The following is a 17,583-nucleotide window of genomic DNA, read 5'->3' as shown; positions in this document are numbered from 1 at the left end:
ATCTCTTTCGTTGGGAAGAACGCGCCACCAGAGCGGCGCGCGATACATTGTTATTATTCAGCGATTAGTAATAAACGTTGGGTACGGTCAGATCGACTGGCTCACCGCCTACCCATTTGTCGTAGAGTTCCGCATAACGTCCGGTGCGCACCTGCTGGTTCACGAATAAATTTAGGTAATTCAGAAGGCCATACTCGGTGCGGTTAGCTGCCAGGGAAACGTAATCAATAACATAGGGTGCTTCGCCGGCAATTTTTAGCCCCTCATATTTGCCGGATTCGAGAGTCGAGGAGGCGACTGTGTTAGTGACAACGGTCGCATCAATGTGCCCTTGGGCGACGGCCAGAATGGTGTCGTTCTGAGTTTGATAAGCGCGGAAACTGCCGTCACCCCACTCATCTACATCTTCTTCCAGCGCCATTGCTTCGTAAGTGCCACTGGTATTGCCGACAGGACGACCCTGCAGATCATCGTACTGCTCGATACCAGTGTCTTCACGGGTCAGAACGACCATCTGAAAGGCGAAGTAGGGGATGGTCATGCCAACGGTTTTGGCACGCCCCAGGGTGTCAGAGGTGGAGGCGACGATAACGTCGGCGCGGCCAGAAACCAGCGCAGGAATACGATCGGGGAAAGGTGTTTCAACGATTTCAGCATCGACTTCGAGGACATTGGCCAAGTCATTACAGTAGTCAACATCGAAACCGACAGGTTGGTTGTTATCGTCGCGAAACCCCATGGGGGGAAAATCGAGGGTGACGGCACAACGTAGGGTGCCTGAGCTAATTATTTCATCGAGCTTGTCAGCCTGTGCCTGACCGATGACGGATACACTCAAGATAGCGGAAAGCGCTAATGGAGCGGTCTTGTTTATCATTTTTGACCTCCTAGGTGGGCTTTGCTTGGCTGCTAGAGACAGCAAACTTAGTATTTATTATTTCGGATACGATTTGCAAGTTTTGAGTGTGTTAATTGAAATTTAAATTTAAGATATTGTTTTAATTGGTTTAAATAAAATAATTGAATGGCGGTGCGAGCTGGAATGTTAATAAGAGTGCAGGTAAAAACCGCTCTATCAGCGCTTTGGAGCCTCAGCGTTGAAACAGATCACGCAAGAATCAAACAACAGATACTGGGAAGTTGGGTAGCGATTCGAACACCGCTACCCGGAGAATAAAGAGGGCAAGGTTTAGTGATCTAAATCTTTTCTGAGAAGTCAGTGGCTACTCAGCAAGCCGATTAGGTAGATGGTCGTAGAGTGTTCGACACACACCAATAATATGGCGTTCAACCAGTGCAGCTGCTTCGTCGGCGTCGCCTTTGCGGCAAGCGGCAATAATAGCGCGGTGCTCTTTGTCGGCGCGTGCCTTGCCCTTGGACAAGCTCAACTGTAAGCGGAGATAGCGCTCCACCTTATCGTGGATAGAGCGTATCAGGCTCATCATGAAGGGGCGTTGTGCAGGCTCGTAGAGGCAGGCATGGAACTCCCAGTTCAGTGCGGCCCAGCGGCCCACATTGTCCTCATTATTGAACTCGTCGCAAATGCGCTCAGCATTGTCGAAGGTGGTTTGGCTCATATTGGGGACTGCCAGACGAATAGCTTCTACCTCGAGCAGGACGCGAACTTCAAACATCTGGGCGAGCTCGGGTTCAGAGATCTTCGTCACAACGGCGCCCTTGTTGCGCTGAAAAAGCACCAAACCCTCTGCTTCCAGACGCTTCAGAGCTTCCCGTACAGGGATTTTGCTAACATTGAATTTATTGGCAATATCATCCTGGCGTATTGGCTCACCCTCTTCGAGCTGGCCGGCAATAATGGCTTCGCGCAGGTGTTTTACGATCACCTCAGATGCCGAGGGCGTAATGCCAAGATTAGGTGCGTTAAACATGATAAGTGGCAACGATGAGAGTCCGTAGTTGAGAGGAATATACCAGATACTGTATACCAACCCAGAATTATGCAATTTATTTTTTGCGTCAAAAAGGCGTTGGGCTCCAGCGCGGCCACGGGTGAAACATCAACAGGACCTAGATAAATACTGACGTTTTTAGCAATGCCTGCGTTCGGTTTCCAATCAGGTAAATCGGCTTATTCGATAAGGTGATAAGTCGGCCACGGCATGATTGGCTGCGCTAGGGTGACGTTCTCCTTGTGTCGCTAGATTGGCGATGATTTCTGCTGTCAGTGCCGCTTGCGTCAGGCCAAGGTGGTGGTGCCCGAAGGCCAGCAAGACTCTACCGCCTTGGACACTGTCAATAATCGGCAAAGAGTCGGGTAGGGAAGGGCGAAAGCCCATCCAGGGTTTGGCGTCAGTAATATCCAGCTCACTTCTAAATAACCCCTGGCTGAGTTTATGTAGCTGCCAGGCACGCTGCATATTGGCTGGCCGCTGAAGGCCCGCAAATTCAACGGTACCTGCCAAGCGTAACCCCTCTTCCATTGGTGTCATGATAAAGCGGCGCTCCAATGACGTAATCGCTACCGGTAGCCGTTCCCGCTCATGGGGAAGCATTAGATGGTAGCCCCGCTCAGTATCCAGCGGAATACTGGTGCCCGTCAGCGCAGAGGTAAGTTTGGCCGAGTGAGCCCCGCAGGCGATCAGCACTTTGGAGGCTGTCAGGGTAGTTGAGCTATCCGTCTGCAAGCTAACGCAGTGACCATTCACACTCCCTGACGCTACGGTTGTCTGCCGGAACTGTACGCCGTTCGCTTTGGCGGCCTGAACCAGAGAGTTAACCACTTGCCAAGTATTGATGACATGGGCGGTGCCTGGGAAAAATAGGCCCCCTTGAATGTTATCCGACAACTGAGGGGCAACGTCGCGAATGGCATCGCCTGACCAACGTTCCACCGCGACTTGCTGCTCGACCATACGTGCCCGCAGCGCCTCTAACTCGTCGGCATTGTCGGCTTTTTCGTATACCAGGAAGGAGCCCTCTTCTTTGAGTAAGTGCCTGCCATCGATGCTGTCGAGTAGCCGTTGCCAGGCGGCCAAACTCTGCTCATTAAGCGCACGAATACCGGCGACGCTGGCTTGATAAGGAGCTTGACGCAGGTTCCAGAGTAGCCGAGTGAACCAGGGTAGTGCCTTCGGCACATAGCGCCAATCCAACCGCAGTGGCCCCATCGGATCCAGCAGCATTTTGGGAAGTTGCTTCACAATGGCGGCATCGGCAATGGGGAATACCTGCTCCGTTGCCATATGTCCGGCGTTTCCATAGGAAGCACCCATGCCGGGCGGCTGACTATCCAGCACCACGACGCGCCACCCTTGTTGACTTAACGATAGGGCACAAGCCGTACCAATGATACCGGCACCGATAACGATGATATCAGCCTCCACATTGGGATCGCTGGTTGCCTGTGGGTGTGCGTCCATGGCAATTCCTGGTTTCATAGCGAGGCAGACCAGCTCGCGTACCAAGTGCGGAACAGCGCGTACTGGGACTCCACATAATGACGCTGCGAATCGTTGAGCGCATCGGTTTCATTAAAGTGTAGGGCGTATTCAGCATCGCCGTTGAGCACCATCAGGTGCTTGTAGTAGAGAACCAGATCGCCGCCTTCGTCGAAAGAAGAGAGCACACCTAGTGCTTCCTCTAGCTCCATGGCTAAACGCCGTGCTTTGACGTCCCCTTTGGCGGCCTGTTGGCTGAGCGAGACAAGCTGCAATACCTCTCGGGGAAGCGCATTGCCAATCCCGGTAATAGCACCCGTGGCACCACAATTGACGAAGCCGTGGTAAACAGTGGTATCGACACCGACCATCAGAGTGACATCTTCGTCTTGAGAGGTAATGTTTTCCGCGGCATAGCGGAGGTCATCGGCGCCGCCAAACTCTTTGAAGCCAATCAGGTTCGAGTATTTGTGGCGTAGTTCAAAGAATAAGTCGGCACGTGTGGCGAAGCCGTAATAGGGGCTGTTATAAATCACCGCAGGTAGCTTGGGCGCCGCATCCAAAATGGCCGAAAAGTGTGACTTCTGTGCAGCCGCCGAGGTGCCTCTTGAAAGCACCCGGGGAATCACCATCAGCCCTTGAGCGCCAACTTTGGCTGCGTGAGCCGCATGGGAGACGGCTTCACGAGTGTTGATGGCTCCGGTACCCACAATGGTGGGAACGCCTGCCTCAACCAAGCGCGCGACACCCTCCTGGCGTTGCGCTTCGCTAAGTAATGGCCAGTCACCCATTGAGCCGCAATACACCACGCCGCTCATTCCCAGATCCACCAGTTCACGGCCTTTAGCCACCAGGGCATCGAAATCGGGTTGGCGGTCAGCGCTGCAAGGGGTCATTAACGCCGGTATGCAGCCAGTAAAAATGTTATCGCTCATCGTTGTTCCTTTTCGTTTGGTGTTATCAGCTATACGGAGTTGGCGCTGGGTTCGAAAGTGGGGCAGGCGTTGTCATTGATTACGAGGCAGTGATTCCCCAGGCGAATGGGTCTTGCTCATCAATCAAAAGGGTGGTGTCGGCGCTCAGGTAGGCGCGACCCTTAATGTAGGGGCGAATGCGATCACCCTCCCATTCGTAGTACCCCTCAAACTGGCTGTCACAGATACTTGCCTGCACCCAGGTTGCGCCGGGCGCCAGCTTGCCATCCGCCGCCAGGCACGCCAGCTTGGCGCTGGTGCCAGTGCCACAGGGGGAGCGGTCATACGCCTTGCCAGGGCAGAGCACGAAATTACGGCTATCAGCCACGGCGTCATCGGCAAACAGCTCGATATGATCGATCAGGCCGCCGTCTTCGCCGGTAATGGCCGCAGCCTCCAGCGCCTGACGAACGGCCCAGGTGAAGTTAGTCAGCACTTCGACGTTGTCGAGGGTCAGTGATTGACCATGGTCGCTAATCAGGAAAAACCAGTTGCCACCCCAGGCAATATCGCCGTGTACCCGCCCGAAGCCTGGTACCTCCAAGGGCACTTGCTGGCGATAGCGATAGGCGGGCACATTGCGCACGGTAACGGCGCCGTCGTCATGCAGGGTTGCACTGATCGGGCCAACTGGCGTGTCGATTTTGTGATCGCCAGATGATATCAAGCCCAGGTGATGCAGGGAGGCCACCAGCCCTATAGTGCCGTGGCCGCACATGCCCAGATACCCGGTATTGTTGAAGAAGATGACCCCGCAGGTCGCATCCGGCGATTCAGGTGCACAGTAAAGCGCCCCCACCAGCACATCATGCCCGCGAGGCTCTAACATGCAGGCGCGCCGCCACTGATCATGGGATGTGCGCAGAGCGTCACGCTTTTCCGCCATAGTGGTGCCAGGCAGTAAGGGAAACCCCTCCATGACTAGCCTTGTCGGTTCACCCGCCGTATGGGAATCAATCACACGTATGCGTTTCATGGGGCACCTGCGGTTTTTGGATATAGGTGATTAATGGTGAAGATAGCAGCTTACCCGTCTATTCGCTGTTTTTTTATATCTTATACAATATTCAAAATTTGTTGTGAAGCCTAGACTGGGTGGCAGTGGCATGGCCTCGGCTAGATGGGTAGTCGAGCAAAAATCGGCGATAAACGCCTCTATCACTAATAAGTCATTGAATTTAAATAATTGTAAGTAAAATTTTAGTTTTTATGTCAATAAATTCTTGCAATGAATTTTTGTATATCTTATACCAAAAGAAGAGGCGGAAACTAATCACAGGACTTAGTGAGTTCGTGACTTACCCATTTTGGATGGCGCGATAAGCCTTTTTCAGGGAGATATAACTAAAAACTAATGCTTAGAAAGGTGAGCGATTATGAAAACAGATTTAAATACAAAGCAGTGGCTTTCTTGCGTTATAGCAGCAATAGCGCTTTCTTCTCCCGTTTATGCTGCCGACGTTGAGTGGCGAGTACCCACTTCAGTACCGGGAGGCTCACCGTTTTATGAAAACTTTCTTCAGCGGTTCGCTGACAATGCAGAGATGCTTACCGCAGGGAGAGTTGATATCAGGCCTTTTGGCGCAGGTGTGATTGTGCCTGCACTGCAGGTCTATGATGCGGTCAAAGAAGGCACCGTAGAGGCTGGTCATTCCACCCCTAGTTACTTAGTTAATCAAAATCCTATCAACGCAATTTTTGCTGGGTTTCCAGGCGGCATGGGACCACAGCCGTATATCAACTGGATTTACGAAGGGGGCGGCCAAGAAGCGCTGCAAGAAATTCGCGCTAGCGAAGGGCTGCATTCATTGATCGTGGGAATTGGTTCTACAGAAATATTTGCTCACTCCAACGTGCCCATTAACGGGCCTGATGACCTGGACGGCTTAAAGTACCGTACTTCCGGGCCGTGGGCTGAAGTTGTGCGGGAGTACTACAATGCGGTGCCTACCGTTGTGCCGCCCGGTGATATCTATACGTTGTTACAACGTAAAGGCGTTGACGCCATTGAATGGGCAACCCCTTCCAGCAATTATCCTGAAGGTTTTCATGAAGCAGCCCGTTACATCATCGTGCCCGGCGTGCATCAACCCACATTTCTATGGGAAGTCGTTGTTCGTCAGGATACATGGGATCAAGTGCCTGACGATTTAAAGCAGCTTATTGAGTCAGCTGCCAAATTGACGACCTACGAAGGCCTTAGCAATTTCTACCATAACGACCTAATCGCCATGGAAGATTACCGTGCCGGTAAAAACGAAGTGATCAGCTTGGACGATGGCTTTGTTGAAGAGCTATCGGAGAATGGTCGTGCTTGGATCGCTGCCCGGGCAGCGGCAGAGAGTGATGCTGGTAATCCAGCCATGGAAGAAATTTTAGAAAATTACCAAGCCTATCAAGCGCGCTGGAATGCTCAGAAAGACTACCTCATCACCGATTAATATAAACCTGCCAGGGGAAGGCACCTACGCCTTCCCAGGGAGTTATACATATGATCAATGTACCGATATGAGTGATGACTATTATGTTTTTTAATTTAGTGGATCAGCTGTCAAAAATATCGGCTTGGCTAAGTAAGTTGGCGCTCATTATCTTAGCGGTGGCGATGTTATATGAAGTAATCGCTCGCTACGTTTTTAATGCATCTACCATCTGGGCTTTCGATATCTCGTATATGGCCACAGGCATTGCGTTTATGCTCGGTGTCGCCTGGACAGCGCAGGTAGATGGCCACGTTAAAGTGGATGTTTTAAGCAGCCTTATGCCCAAACGTATTTCTCGTATTATCACGGGAATCGCTTATATCGTTGTGTTATTCCCCACCCTTTCGCTTGTCGCCTGGTTTGGCTGGAAAAAATCGCTATCAGCCTTCACAACCAATGAAGTTGAAATGGTCAGTACATGGGCACCTAAAATGTGGCCGTTTTACACCTGTATTGCCTTCGGCTTGACGCTTCTTGCACTACAAGTTCTGGTGATTGGGCTGCGTTCGTTTATTGATAATACCCATCATAATAAGGCCAACTAAATGGATACCATGACGGCTGCCCTGATGTTCCCAGGACTGTTCTTATTAATCTTTATGGGTATTCCTGTTGCTTTCTCACTGATTACCGTCTCATTAGTGGCTGGCTGGTTCGCCTTTGGGCCTATTATTTTTCAGCAACTTTACGGCAGTATTTATAGCGCTTCATCTAATTACGTTCTCTCCTCAATTCCACTCTTTGTGCTTATGGGCGCGATACTTGAGAAATCGGGTATAGCCAAAAACCTCTTCGATGCTATTCAAATGTGGATTGGTCGATTACCTGGCGGGTTGGCACTCACCACGATTGCCATGGCGGCCATATTTGCGGCGGCCTCTGGCGTCGTTGGTGCGGTAGAGATAATGATTGGATTAATGGCTATACCTGCCATGCGAGCTTACCGCTATAACAATTCGCTGATTGCGGGGACTATTTGTGCAGGCGGCTCTTTAGGCACGATTATTCCACCTACGGTCATTGTTGTCGTATATGCGGCGCTTGCTCAACTATCCATCGGCGCGTTATTTGCAGCGATTATTTTTCCCGGCATCTTGATGTTGTCTCTTTTCGCTCTTTATATCATTGGGCGTTGTTGGTTGCGGCCTCAAGATGGCCCTGCCGCTACGGCCGTTAATGATGATAAACCTCTTAGCATTAAAATCAGCATTACGCTTAGAGCTTTAGTGCCACCTTTGCTATTAATGTTTGCGGTACTTGGGTCGCTGTTGGGTGGTATCGCGTCACCCACAGAAGCTGCTGCCGTTGGTGTTGCTGGCGCAGTGATCCTAGCTGTCATCAATGGTGGAATCACCATGCCTTCATTGGTTGATTCTCTATCACTAACGGTGCGCATTACAGCTATGATTCTGCTTATTGTGGCTGGGGGCACGATGTTTACTGGCATCTTCGCAGTCAATGGTGGCGGCGAGATGGTGTCCGCAATAGCTAGTGGCTTGGGTGGTGGTACAACAGGTGTCATCCTATTTTTTCTAGCCGTCACTTTCTTACTGGGGTTTGTCCTTGACTGGACATCGATTGTTTTAATCTGCGTACCAATATTCACCCCTATCATCAAACAGCTGGGTATTGATCCTATTTGGTTTGCCACGCTAGTGTTGGTAACTATCCAAACTAGTTACCTGACTCCGCCTATGGCATCGTCAATCTTCTATTTAAAGTCGATTGCACCCAGCGATATTACCTATGGGCAAATGTGTAGAGGTGTCCTGCCATTTATCGCGGTGCAATTGCTAACACTGGCGGTGGTGGCATTATTCCCAGCAATGGCTACATGGCTGCCTGATAAGATAGTGGGCTTTTAAAGCTAAGTGCTACCGAAGGTGATCGGTGAGAAATTGCTTACCGATCACCGATAAATGTACTTACTCCATTAACCGATGTATTAAATCTCGCCATTCAAAGAAAATAAGGTGTATTTCTAGCTATACTGAGGACGCTGACTGTCCACCTTTGTGCAGAACAGCCCACCCAGGAGTCGGTTATGCCACGTTTATCCCGTCGGTTCGTCTTAGCATTGCCGTTTGCGCTTCCCGCCGTGTTGTCCGTCATGTTGCTTAAGTGGGTAGACACCGCCGCTGCGCAGGCTGACGTGTTAAGCGCCGAGGAATCAGACCCTAACCGGTTGGGCTGGATGCAGGGATTTCCGCCTGTTTCTGAACGGGTAATTGGCCAACCTGACTCCAATTACTTTAGCTTTCCTAAAATGCGCTGGACGGTGTGCCACTTCCGCGAATTGCTGCCCACTAAACAGGTAAGCCGTGGGTTAGGGTCACCTTCGCCGCTTACCTACGCGCTGGATGACGCCATCAACGGTGTGATGTTTACCCCGCTTGACGGTAGTGAACCCATGACGTGGCAGGCGTCGCTGAACGAGAACTACACTGATGGCCTGCTGATTCTTCATCAGGGGCAAGTAGTGTATGAGTACTACGCTGGCTGTTTAGATGAGGCGGGCCAGCACGGGGCAATGTCGGTGACTAAGTCGATGACCGGCCTGTTGGGGGAAATACTGGTAGCGGAAGGAGCGTTGGATGAAGAGGCGCTCGTCGGCGACATATTGCCAGAACTGGCCAATAGCGCTTTTGGCAATGCCACCGTGCAGCAGTTGCTAGAAATGACCACAGGCCTTGCCTATAGCGAAGATTACAGCGACCCCAATGCGGAAATTTGGGCTTACAACGCAGCGGCAAGCCCGCTCCTCAAGCCTGAAGGCTACTCTGGGCCACGCACTTACTATGAGTATTTAGCCACCGTACAGCCGGAAGGTGAGCATGGTCAGGTGTTTGGCTATAAAACAATCAATACCGATGCGCTCGGTTGGGTAATTGCGCGCACCACGGGCGAGTCAGTGACGTCGTTGCTGTCATCGCGAATTTGGCAACGCATAGGCGCCGAGCAGGATGGCTACTTTACCGTTGACTCCATCGGTACACCGTTTGCTGGTGGTGGTTTAAGTGCAGGCCTGAGGGATATGGCCAGAGTAGGACAGTTGGTGCTGAGTGAAGGTGTTATTGACGGAGAACGGCTATTTCCTGCTGCGGCGATAGAACGTATTCGTCAAGGGGGTGACAGGCAAGCGTTTGCCGCTGCAGGTTACCGCTATTTACCTGGCGGCAGTTACCGTGGCATGTGGTGGTCGCTGCATAACGACCATGGTGCATTTGCTGCCCGCGGTGTGCATGGGCAAACGATATACATCGACCCCACCGCGGAGATGGTAATAGTGCGCTTTGCATCACACCCGGTGGCAGGCAATGCCGCCAACGACCCCACCTCACTCCCAGCTTATCAGGCAGTGGCTGAGTATTTGTTGGAGAAAGCCCCTTAGGTCAGGGCTGCCCGCCGTTCCGTATTTCATCATGTGCTATCATTGCAATCAATGATGTCAGTGTTAGCAATGAAAAGGGTGTGCAAATGGCAACTATAACGGTGCGTAATTTGGATGATGAACTCAAAGCGCAGCTCCGCGTTCAAGCGGCGAGCCATGGGCATTCTATGGAAGAAGAGGTACGGCTTATTCTTCGCAAGGCGTTAGTAAAGCCACAACAGGGTGGGTTGGGAAGTCGCATTCATCAGCGTTTTGCCGCTGAGGGCGAATTGGAATTAGCGTTGCCAAAACGTGAGGAAAAGCCAAGAGCCGCGGACTTTGAGTCGTGATTATTCTTGACACCAACATATTGTCGGAATTGATGCGCCCTGCGCCCAATATGAGGGTAGTTAATTGGCTTAATGCTGAGGAGCCTCTCGGCGTCACGATAACCGCTATTACCGTGGCCGAAATTCTTTACGGCATTGAACGTTTGCCTGATGGCAAGCGTAAGCAGCGCTTTGCACAGCTAGCCGCCGAGATGTTTGAAGAAGACTTTACCGACCGTGTTTTACCTTTTGATGAAGTAGCCGCTGCCTATTATCCTGGATTCAACTAGTAAGTGCAGCACCTGCGGTTTCTAGTGCTCCTAAGTATTCGCCTAAGAACACCTGCGCTGGGGTTCGGTATCCCAGTCGCTTCCTTGGTCTATCGTTTAGCTTATTGACGACACTTCGTAGCTCGGCATTGGTCACTTTGCGAAAGTCAGTACCTTTAGGAAAATACTGCCTAATCAGACCATTGGTGTTTTCATTAGTACCACGCTGGCATGAGCGGTACGGGTCGCAAAAATAGGTCTTAGCCGAGACGGCCTTGGCAACTTTCCGGTGCTCAGCGAATTCCGACCCATTATCCAAAGTGATGGAGTGCACTGCCCCTCGGCGTGGTGCCAATAACCGCGTCATTGCCTGAGCCGTTCTAGTGGCGGTGATTGTTGGCAGCCGCGCTGCCAAGAGGTAGCCACTGCGTCTTTCGACCAGGGTCACCAGTCCAGATTCTTTGTGGCCCTTAAGCACCGTGTCGCCTTCCCAATGGCCGATATGGCGCCGTTCTTCCACCTTGGCAGGGCGCTGCTCAATGCCTACTCGGTGCGGGATTTTGCCTAACCCCGCCCGCTTAGCCAATTGGCGCTGATAGCGCCGCTGGCGTGGCAGTCGGAGCCGTTTCCATAAGGTTCCACCGTGCTTCTTGTCGTCCCAGATTAACGCATAGATCCATTGATGGCTTACGCAGACCCCGTTGGCATTGGCCATGAAGCCACTGATTTGCTGAGGGCTCCATTCGTCCATCAATTGGTCAGTGACCCAGCGAATCAGGCTGGGCAGCCGCTTCGTCACTTTCCAGGCAGTGCGTCGACGCTGATCACTTGCCGATTGAGCCTGTTCAGGCGCATAACCACTGGTCAGACCGTTGCGCTTTATCTCGCGACTAATGGTACTGCTATGGACACCAATCGCCTTAGCTATCTTTCGCTGGCTAATGCCGGTCTCAAGATAGGCAAAAATTTGGTATCGTTGGCTCTGGGTCAGTTGTCGGTATCCCATGCTCTGCTTCACTTTGGTAGGTAAGGCAGAGAGGGTACCGGCGCTGACCCTCCTGCCTCTACCTTGTGGTCCAAAGTGCTGCGGTTATTCTATGAATCCAGGATGCAACGTTAGTTGCCGACAGCGAGCGTTCCGGCCGGGTAGTGCATTCTGCTGATGCTCAAATCGCCGCCATTTGTCAGCAGCACCACGCCCAGCTTGCTACCCGCAATGTGAAAGATTTCGAGCATTTAGGCATCTCCATTATTGATCCCTGGCGAGTCGAGTAGCGTCTTCAATGCTGACGAAGCACAGTGTTGCTAAACAATCTGTATCTACAGACCTAGAGAAGTAGTGGGCTTATCCGCCGCGCTTCCAGCCCATCAAATGGTACACCTTAGGCCAGCTCGGCCAGCCGTTCAGTGTATGCGTTTAACTTGCTGCTGGTTATCATTAAGCGACGGCGGGCGCGGGTCATACCGACGTACAATAGGCGAGTCTCTTGGGCATAGCGCTCTTCATTGTCGGCAAGTTCACCCACGCCACATAGCAGCACAGTATCAAATTCCAGCCCTTTACTACTCTGTCGGCTAAGCAGCACTACCTCATCGGCCATCGGGTCATACTCTCGTTTGGTGGCGGCATCTTGGAGACAGCGACTAGGAATACCCGCTTCCTGAAGGGCACTATGGAAGCGTTTACCTTGAGTGTTGTGGGCATAGATAATGGCAATACTGTTTAACTCGCTGCCGTCTTCACGCCAACGTTTCACGCAGTGAGCGATATAGCGAGCTTCGTCCTCTTTATTGTGGCGCAGGCGAAAGGCGGGAGTGGGGCCGCTAACACCCGCCACTTCTGGTTTAATCAGCGGGATATGGTCGTCGTCCGCATCGTGGGATTGTAGAAAGTCTTTAGCAAAATCGTAGGCGAAGGTAAGAATTTCCCGAGTATTACGATAGTTTAGCTTTAAGATAGTCGTTCGCCCACGCGCCTGAATGCCTGCTGTAGAGAGCGGAAATTTTAAAGACTGCTTCTGGTAAATTGATTGGGCATCGTCATAGAGAAGTAATAACGAGTTGGTGGTGGGGTCGATCATCTGTACTACAAGCTTTAGCCAAGCCTGTTCAAAGTCGTGGCCTTCATCAATCATTAACGCGCTGTATTGAGCACGAGGTATCCACCCCTCGTCGACTGCGTTAATCACGCTTTCTACCTGCCTTTCGTAAGCGGGCTTGCTGCCAGGCAGCGTTTTGATATCGTAGGTATCAAGCTGCCGCTTACACCACTCATGGAAGTGATGAACCTGCACTTTTTCCGCAATGCCTTTTTCGGCAATGAACTTGCGCAATCGAGCTGCAAGCGTAATGTTGAAGCACAGCACGAGCATTGGCTTTTGGACAGCCTGAGCCAAGTGCAGGCAGCGATAGCCTAAGATCAGTGTTTTGCCAGAGCCCGCCACCCCATGAATCACACGATGGCCATCGCCCATATTGCGTGCCAGCCGCTCTTGCTGAAGATCCATTACGCGTACGACATCCGGAATCATTTCAACAGCGTGCTGAGTATCTTCTTCGTCGTCAAAGAGATCTTGAGTTGGCGAGTCAATGCGTACTTCTGGAAACAGCTGCCAACGAATCCGATCAATTTGTGGTACGCTTAGCTCCCCGCCAAAGTTGTAATCAAACATACCCCACAAGCGCTGCTGAAATGCTTCTGGATCGGTCGTGGGGAGCATCTCATCTTTACAGATAAGCCGATGGGCGGGGAGTATTCGTTCCTGATCTTCTGCGCTGACAGCCTCATTCCACTGGCGACGAGTGATATTGGGAAAGACGACGCCGTGGCCATATGGGAAGCAAAGTTTACCCTTGTAGCGTGTGTTGGTTTGAGTAAGCTGAGGATCTCGTTCCAATTGGTTAATGGCGGTAAATGAACACTGCCGAGCTTGCTGCAAAGGGTTGCTGACGGTTTTGAGCCCTTCGTTTGTGACGATTTCCGCCCGTTCTGGCGTCATCGAACGCAGGGTGTCAATTTTCCAATCTTTGACTTCTAGAAAGAGCAGACCGCGACTAGGGTATAGCAGAATAAAATCCGGATATCGGCGCTGCCGCCCAATCGGAATGTCGTACCAAACTAGATAGTTATCTTCCAGGAGGCTTTCCAGCCGTTGACCAAAACGACGTTCGCCGCTGGTCATTCGGGTAATGGTGCTTAACGCTGGAAGGATGGTAGCCATATTGTAGTGTTCCGTAAAAGCGGTGTTGCCTGCTGCTTATTAGATGCGTGATCGCTAAATCATCTTAATAACAGAGTGAGCCCGGCACAACTAATTACCTCTTTATATCGCCTTCCATTTTGGTGCGGGATGACCAGCATGCTGGTTGCACCTTTCCAATTATTGATCCTTGGCGGGTTGATTAGCGTGTTCAAGTATCACGATACAAAGCGTTGCTGGTGATGGGCATTATGTTCAGTGGCGGGTTGGCTACGCTTACGCGGTACGCAAATCGGGCTGCCGCTTTCAGGGTCGTGGATGACATGGGCATCAAGGTCAAAGACGCGCTTGAGATTGGTTGCGGTAAAGACCTCGCTAGGTGCGCCGCTGGTGACGATACGGCCATCACACATCATCACTAACTGATCGGCATAGGCGGCGGCCAGGTTTAGATCGTGGAGTACCAGTAGTAGGGTGCGGCCTTTCTCGTGGGCCAGGCGCGAAAGCAGTTCCAGCAAATCTACCTGTACCTTCAGATCCAGAAAAGTAGTGGGCTCATCAAGCAGGATCAGGTCGGTTTGCTGGGCCAGCACCATGGCAATCCAGCAGCGCTGGCGCTGGCCGCCGGAGAGCGCATCGACGTTGCGCTCGGCAAACTCCGTCACGCGGGTATACGCCATGGCCTCACGAATAGCTTCTGCGTCCTGCTGAGCATTTTTCTGCCATAACCCTTGATGCGGAAAACGCCCCATTCCCACCAACTGCTTTACGCTCAGCCCCTCAGGCGCTACCGGGCCTTGGGGCAGAATTCCCAGACGCTTGGCGACCTCTCTCGTTTTGCTGCGATGGATATCCTTACCGTCCAAATACACATGCCCGCCACTAGGCATAAGCGTACGGGCAAGGGTTTTCAGCAGCGTCGACTTGCCACTGCCATTGGGCCCCAAAAGCACCGTGAGCTTGCCTTCCTCAATCGCAATGTCGACACCATCCAGTACACGTCGAGTGTCATAGCCCGCGTGCAGGGCTTCGCCCGTCAAGCGAGGTGGCTGATGAGAAGGCTGTGTCATGAATGTGCTCATTGGGGTTGTTTAAGCAGGCAGAACCGTAAGCCAAAATATTCTCATTTTCAATATTTGCCATTGCTCAGCACGAAATTGCTCATTACTTTAAACGTCGGCCGTAGAGGAAATGGGGGTAAGAAAGGGGGAGAAATAGTCTCGTTACCCTGAACACTTCGTTCCGCTTGAGTAGACCTTTGTGACTTATATGCATAAAATAATCATTATTATTTAGATGTAGATTACGTTTTCACGGTAAGGTTCACTCAAAAGCAGGGGGATAAAAACTAGATGTACACTAAGAAACGCCAGGTATTTTGGCCTACGGTGACACTCGCCGGTTTGGTAGCTGCCAGCCATGCTTATGGGCAGGAGTCTGCTTCTACAGAATCGCAAAGCGGCGCCAGTGATGCCGACTCGACCATGGTGGTGACGGCCACCCGCAGCCATAGCAAAGCGGGCCAAACACCACAGCGGGTTACGATCATTACCCGTGAACAGATCGAGCAGCAGCTGGCCATCACCGACGACCCGGGCCAGGTGCTTAGCAACCTGATTCCCTCTTATTCCCCCAGCCGCCAAAAGCTCTCCAACGCGGGTGAAACGTTCCGCGGCCGTGATGCCCTGTTCCTGATTGACGGGGTGCCGCAGTCCAACCCTTTGCGCGACAGCTCGCGGGATAGCTATACCATTGATCTTTCCATGGTTGAGCGTATTGAAGTGATCCATGGCGCCAGCGCCGAGCATGGTTTAGGCGCTACGGGTGGCTTGATCAACCTGGTGACCCGGCGTGCCGAAGGCGGAGGCATTAGCCAGCACGCAGGGATTAGCCTGACCATGGATGATGATCTCCAGTCGGATGGGCTAGGCAACAAGCTGGACTACCGCATTAGCGGCCAGCAAGGCGACTGGGATTTCGTTGCCGCAGCAACGCGTCAGGAGCGCGGGGTTTTTTACGATGGCAACGATGAGGTGGTCGGTATCGCCTACCCAGGCGAGCTGCAAAACTCGGAAAGCTACGATCTTTTCGGCAAGCTGGGCTACTGGATCGACGACAACCAGAATATCGAGTTCTCGCTGAACCACTTCGATTTGGAAGAGGGCAACGACTACGTACCGGTAGCCGGTGACCGCTCCGCAGGTGTTCCCACCACGGCACGCAAAGGCCGTCGTGACGGCGAGCCTGGGTTCAACGAAGTGACCTCGGCGCGGCTTTCCTACTCTCACGCTGACTGGTTTGGCAACGAGCTGGATGCCCAAGTGTATCGTCAGCGCTTCCGCGCACGCTTTGCCACTACGCCATTTTTCCCTTATCTGGATAGTGCAGGGGATACCCAGTATGACCAGACACGCAATGAATCTGACAAAACGGGCGCCAAATTCACCTTAAACCGTGACGGTATGCTGGACGACCGTTTGGGGGTGACGGTTGGTTTGGACGTATTGGAAGACGAAACAAGTCAAATGCTGGTGCATACCGGGCGTACCTATGTGCCGGAAAGCCGCTATCGTAATTTGGCGCCTTTCCTGCAGGGCCAGTTTAAGCTCGCGGATCCTCTCACGCTGCATGCCGGGGTGCGTCACGAGCATGCTGAGCTTGAGGTAGATACCTTTCAAACCATCGACCGCAGCAATATTACTCAAGACAACGTTACCGTTGATGGCGGCAAACCCAGCTTCGATGAGACGTTGTATAACGTCGGCTTAACCTATCAAGCAACCGATTGGGCTCAGCTGTATGCCAACTACTCGGAAGGGTTTGGCATGCCTGACGTGGGACGGGTGCTGCGCGGCATTGGCACGGCGGGCCAGGATGTGGATACCCTGCTGCAACTTCAACCTATTGTTACCGATAACCGAGAAATCGGCGCGCGTTTTGACTGGGATGGTTACGGGCTAGAGATCAGCTACTACGAGTCCAACTCGGATTACGGCCAGCGGCTTACCGAGCAGAATGGCACCTGGGTAGGCAGCCGTGAGAAGACCGAGATCCAAGGCGTTGAGATTACCGGCGACATGCAGGTGGCGGACAAGCACGATCTATCGCTCTCCTATGCCCACACTGAGGGCAAGTCAGATCAGGATGGCGATGGCAGTGTGGATACCAAACTCACCGGTATCAATATCGCCCCAGATACGCTCAAACTGGGCTGGAGCGCTACCTGGAACGACCGCGTTTCCACGCGCTTGCAGGGTAGTTACTACTTCGATCGCAGCGTCGATAATCCTGCGCTTGATTTTGACGGCTATGGTCTAGTGGATGCTTCTCTGGCTTATCGCCTGCCCACCGGCAGGGTGTCAGTGGGTATCGAAAACCTCACCGATGAGGATTACCTCACTTACTACTCTCAAGCCGCACGCATCAGCGATGAGTACTACTTCACTGGGCGAGGCCGCACTTTCACGCTGGGGTACCAGCTGGATTTCTAGTCAGCCGCTTTCTATTTTCTATGTTTTGTGCTCGATACTGTTTGGCGGCGCCTTTGGGGCGCCGCTTTT

At 52.2% G+C, this 17,583-nt stretch carries 15 protein-coding genes; 7 read left to right on the top strand and 8 right to left on the bottom strand.

What is annotated here, in order from left to right:
- Positions 1–64 precede the first annotated feature (64 nt).
- The 5 genes from SR894_RS14710 to SR894_RS14690 all read right to left on the bottom strand — a co-directional run bounded on the left by SR894_RS14710 (position 65) and on the right by SR894_RS14690 (position 5,348).
- Complete coding sequence (locus tag SR894_RS14710; RefSeq protein ID WP_133729943.1) at positions 65–877, bottom strand: ABC transporter substrate-binding protein; 813 nt, start codon at positions 875–877, stop codon at positions 65–67.
- Between the two features lie 346 nt (positions 878–1,223).
- The gene (locus SR894_RS14705) at positions 1,224–1,889 is read right to left on the bottom strand and encodes a GntR family transcriptional regulator (protein ID WP_133729944.1); all 666 of its coding nucleotides are present in this window, start codon (positions 1,887–1,889) and stop codon (positions 1,224–1,226) included.
- Between the two features lie 186 nt (positions 1,890–2,075).
- Complete coding sequence (locus tag SR894_RS14700) at positions 2,076–3,380, bottom strand: NAD(P)/FAD-dependent oxidoreductase (RefSeq protein WP_244286458.1); 1,305 nt, start codon at positions 3,378–3,380, stop codon at positions 2,076–2,078.
- A gap of 14 nt (positions 3,381–3,394) precedes the next feature.
- On the bottom strand, positions 3,395–4,333 hold the full coding sequence (locus SR894_RS14695; protein WP_133729946.1) for a dihydrodipicolinate synthase family protein: 939 nt from the start codon (positions 4,331–4,333) through the stop codon (positions 3,395–3,397).
- 79 nt (positions 4,334–4,412) lie between these two features.
- Positions 4,413–5,348 (bottom strand): 4-hydroxyproline epimerase, encoded by a 936-nt coding sequence (locus tag SR894_RS14690; RefSeq protein WP_133729947.1) that lies wholly within the window; start codon positions 5,346–5,348, stop codon positions 4,413–4,415.
- Positions 5,349–5,748: 400 nt separating this feature from the next.
- Between SR894_RS14690 and dctP the strand changes: the two genes are divergently transcribed.
- From dctP to SR894_RS14660, 6 genes are all read left to right on the top strand, one after another.
- A complete protein-coding gene (gene dctP / locus SR894_RS14685; RefSeq protein ID WP_223287984.1) occupies positions 5,749–6,813 on the top strand; it encodes a TRAP transporter substrate-binding protein DctP in 1,065 nt (354 codons plus the stop codon).
- Between the two features lie 74 nt (positions 6,814–6,887).
- Entirely contained in the window at positions 6,888–7,400 is a 513-nt protein-coding gene (locus SR894_RS14680; RefSeq protein WP_244286459.1) for a TRAP transporter small permease subunit, read from the top strand.
- On the top strand, positions 7,401–8,720 hold the full coding sequence (locus SR894_RS14675) for a TRAP transporter large permease (protein ID WP_133729949.1): 1,320 nt from the start codon (positions 7,401–7,403) through the stop codon (positions 8,718–8,720).
- Between the two features lie 179 nt (positions 8,721–8,899).
- Positions 8,900–10,246 (top strand): serine hydrolase domain-containing protein, encoded by a 1,347-nt coding sequence (locus SR894_RS14670; RefSeq protein WP_133729950.1) that lies wholly within the window; start codon positions 8,900–8,902, stop codon positions 10,244–10,246.
- 86 nt (positions 10,247–10,332) lie between these two features.
- Positions 10,333–10,575 (top strand): FitA-like ribbon-helix-helix domain-containing protein, encoded by a 243-nt coding sequence (locus SR894_RS14665; protein WP_133729951.1) that lies wholly within the window; start codon positions 10,333–10,335, stop codon positions 10,573–10,575.
- Positions 10,572–10,844, top strand: a complete 273-nt coding sequence (locus tag SR894_RS14660) for a PIN domain-containing protein (RefSeq protein WP_223287983.1) — start codon at positions 10,572–10,574, stop codon at positions 10,842–10,844. Before SR894_RS14665 ends, SR894_RS14660 begins: the two co-directional genes overlap by 4 nt.
- On the opposite strand, the gene SR894_RS14655 is transcribed toward SR894_RS14660, so the two are convergent.
- The 3 genes from SR894_RS14655 to SR894_RS14645 form a co-directional block, all read right to left on the bottom strand.
- Entirely contained in the window at positions 10,837–11,829 is a 993-nt protein-coding gene (locus SR894_RS14655) for an IS30 family transposase (RefSeq protein WP_223289247.1), read from the bottom strand. The two genes, SR894_RS14660 and SR894_RS14655, sit on opposite strands and share 8 nt — an antisense overlap.
- A 376-nt stretch (positions 11,830–12,205) precedes the next feature.
- Positions 12,206–14,044: a 3'-5' exonuclease gene (locus SR894_RS14650; RefSeq protein WP_133729953.1), complete on the bottom strand. Its 1,839-nt coding sequence runs from the start codon at positions 14,042–14,044 to the stop codon at positions 12,206–12,208.
- A 197-nt stretch (positions 14,045–14,241) separates the two neighbouring features.
- Complete coding sequence (locus SR894_RS14645; RefSeq protein ID WP_133729954.1) at positions 14,242–15,093, bottom strand: ABC transporter ATP-binding protein; 852 nt, start codon at positions 15,091–15,093, stop codon at positions 14,242–14,244.
- A gap of 282 nt (positions 15,094–15,375) precedes the next feature.
- Here SR894_RS14645 and SR894_RS14640 point away from each other — a divergent pair, with 282 nt between their 5' ends.
- Complete coding sequence (locus SR894_RS14640; protein WP_133729955.1) at positions 15,376–17,514, top strand: TonB-dependent receptor; 2,139 nt, start codon at positions 15,376–15,378, stop codon at positions 17,512–17,514.
- Positions 17,515–17,583: the final 69 nt, after the last annotated feature.

It is taken from the genome of Vreelandella neptunia (genome assembly GCF_034479615.1).
Taxonomy (GTDB): Bacteria; Pseudomonadota; Gammaproteobacteria; order Pseudomonadales; family Halomonadaceae; genus Vreelandella; species Vreelandella neptunia.
Note: the sequence above shows the minus strand (reverse complement) of the source record. Positions and strands in the feature narration are given on the sequence as shown.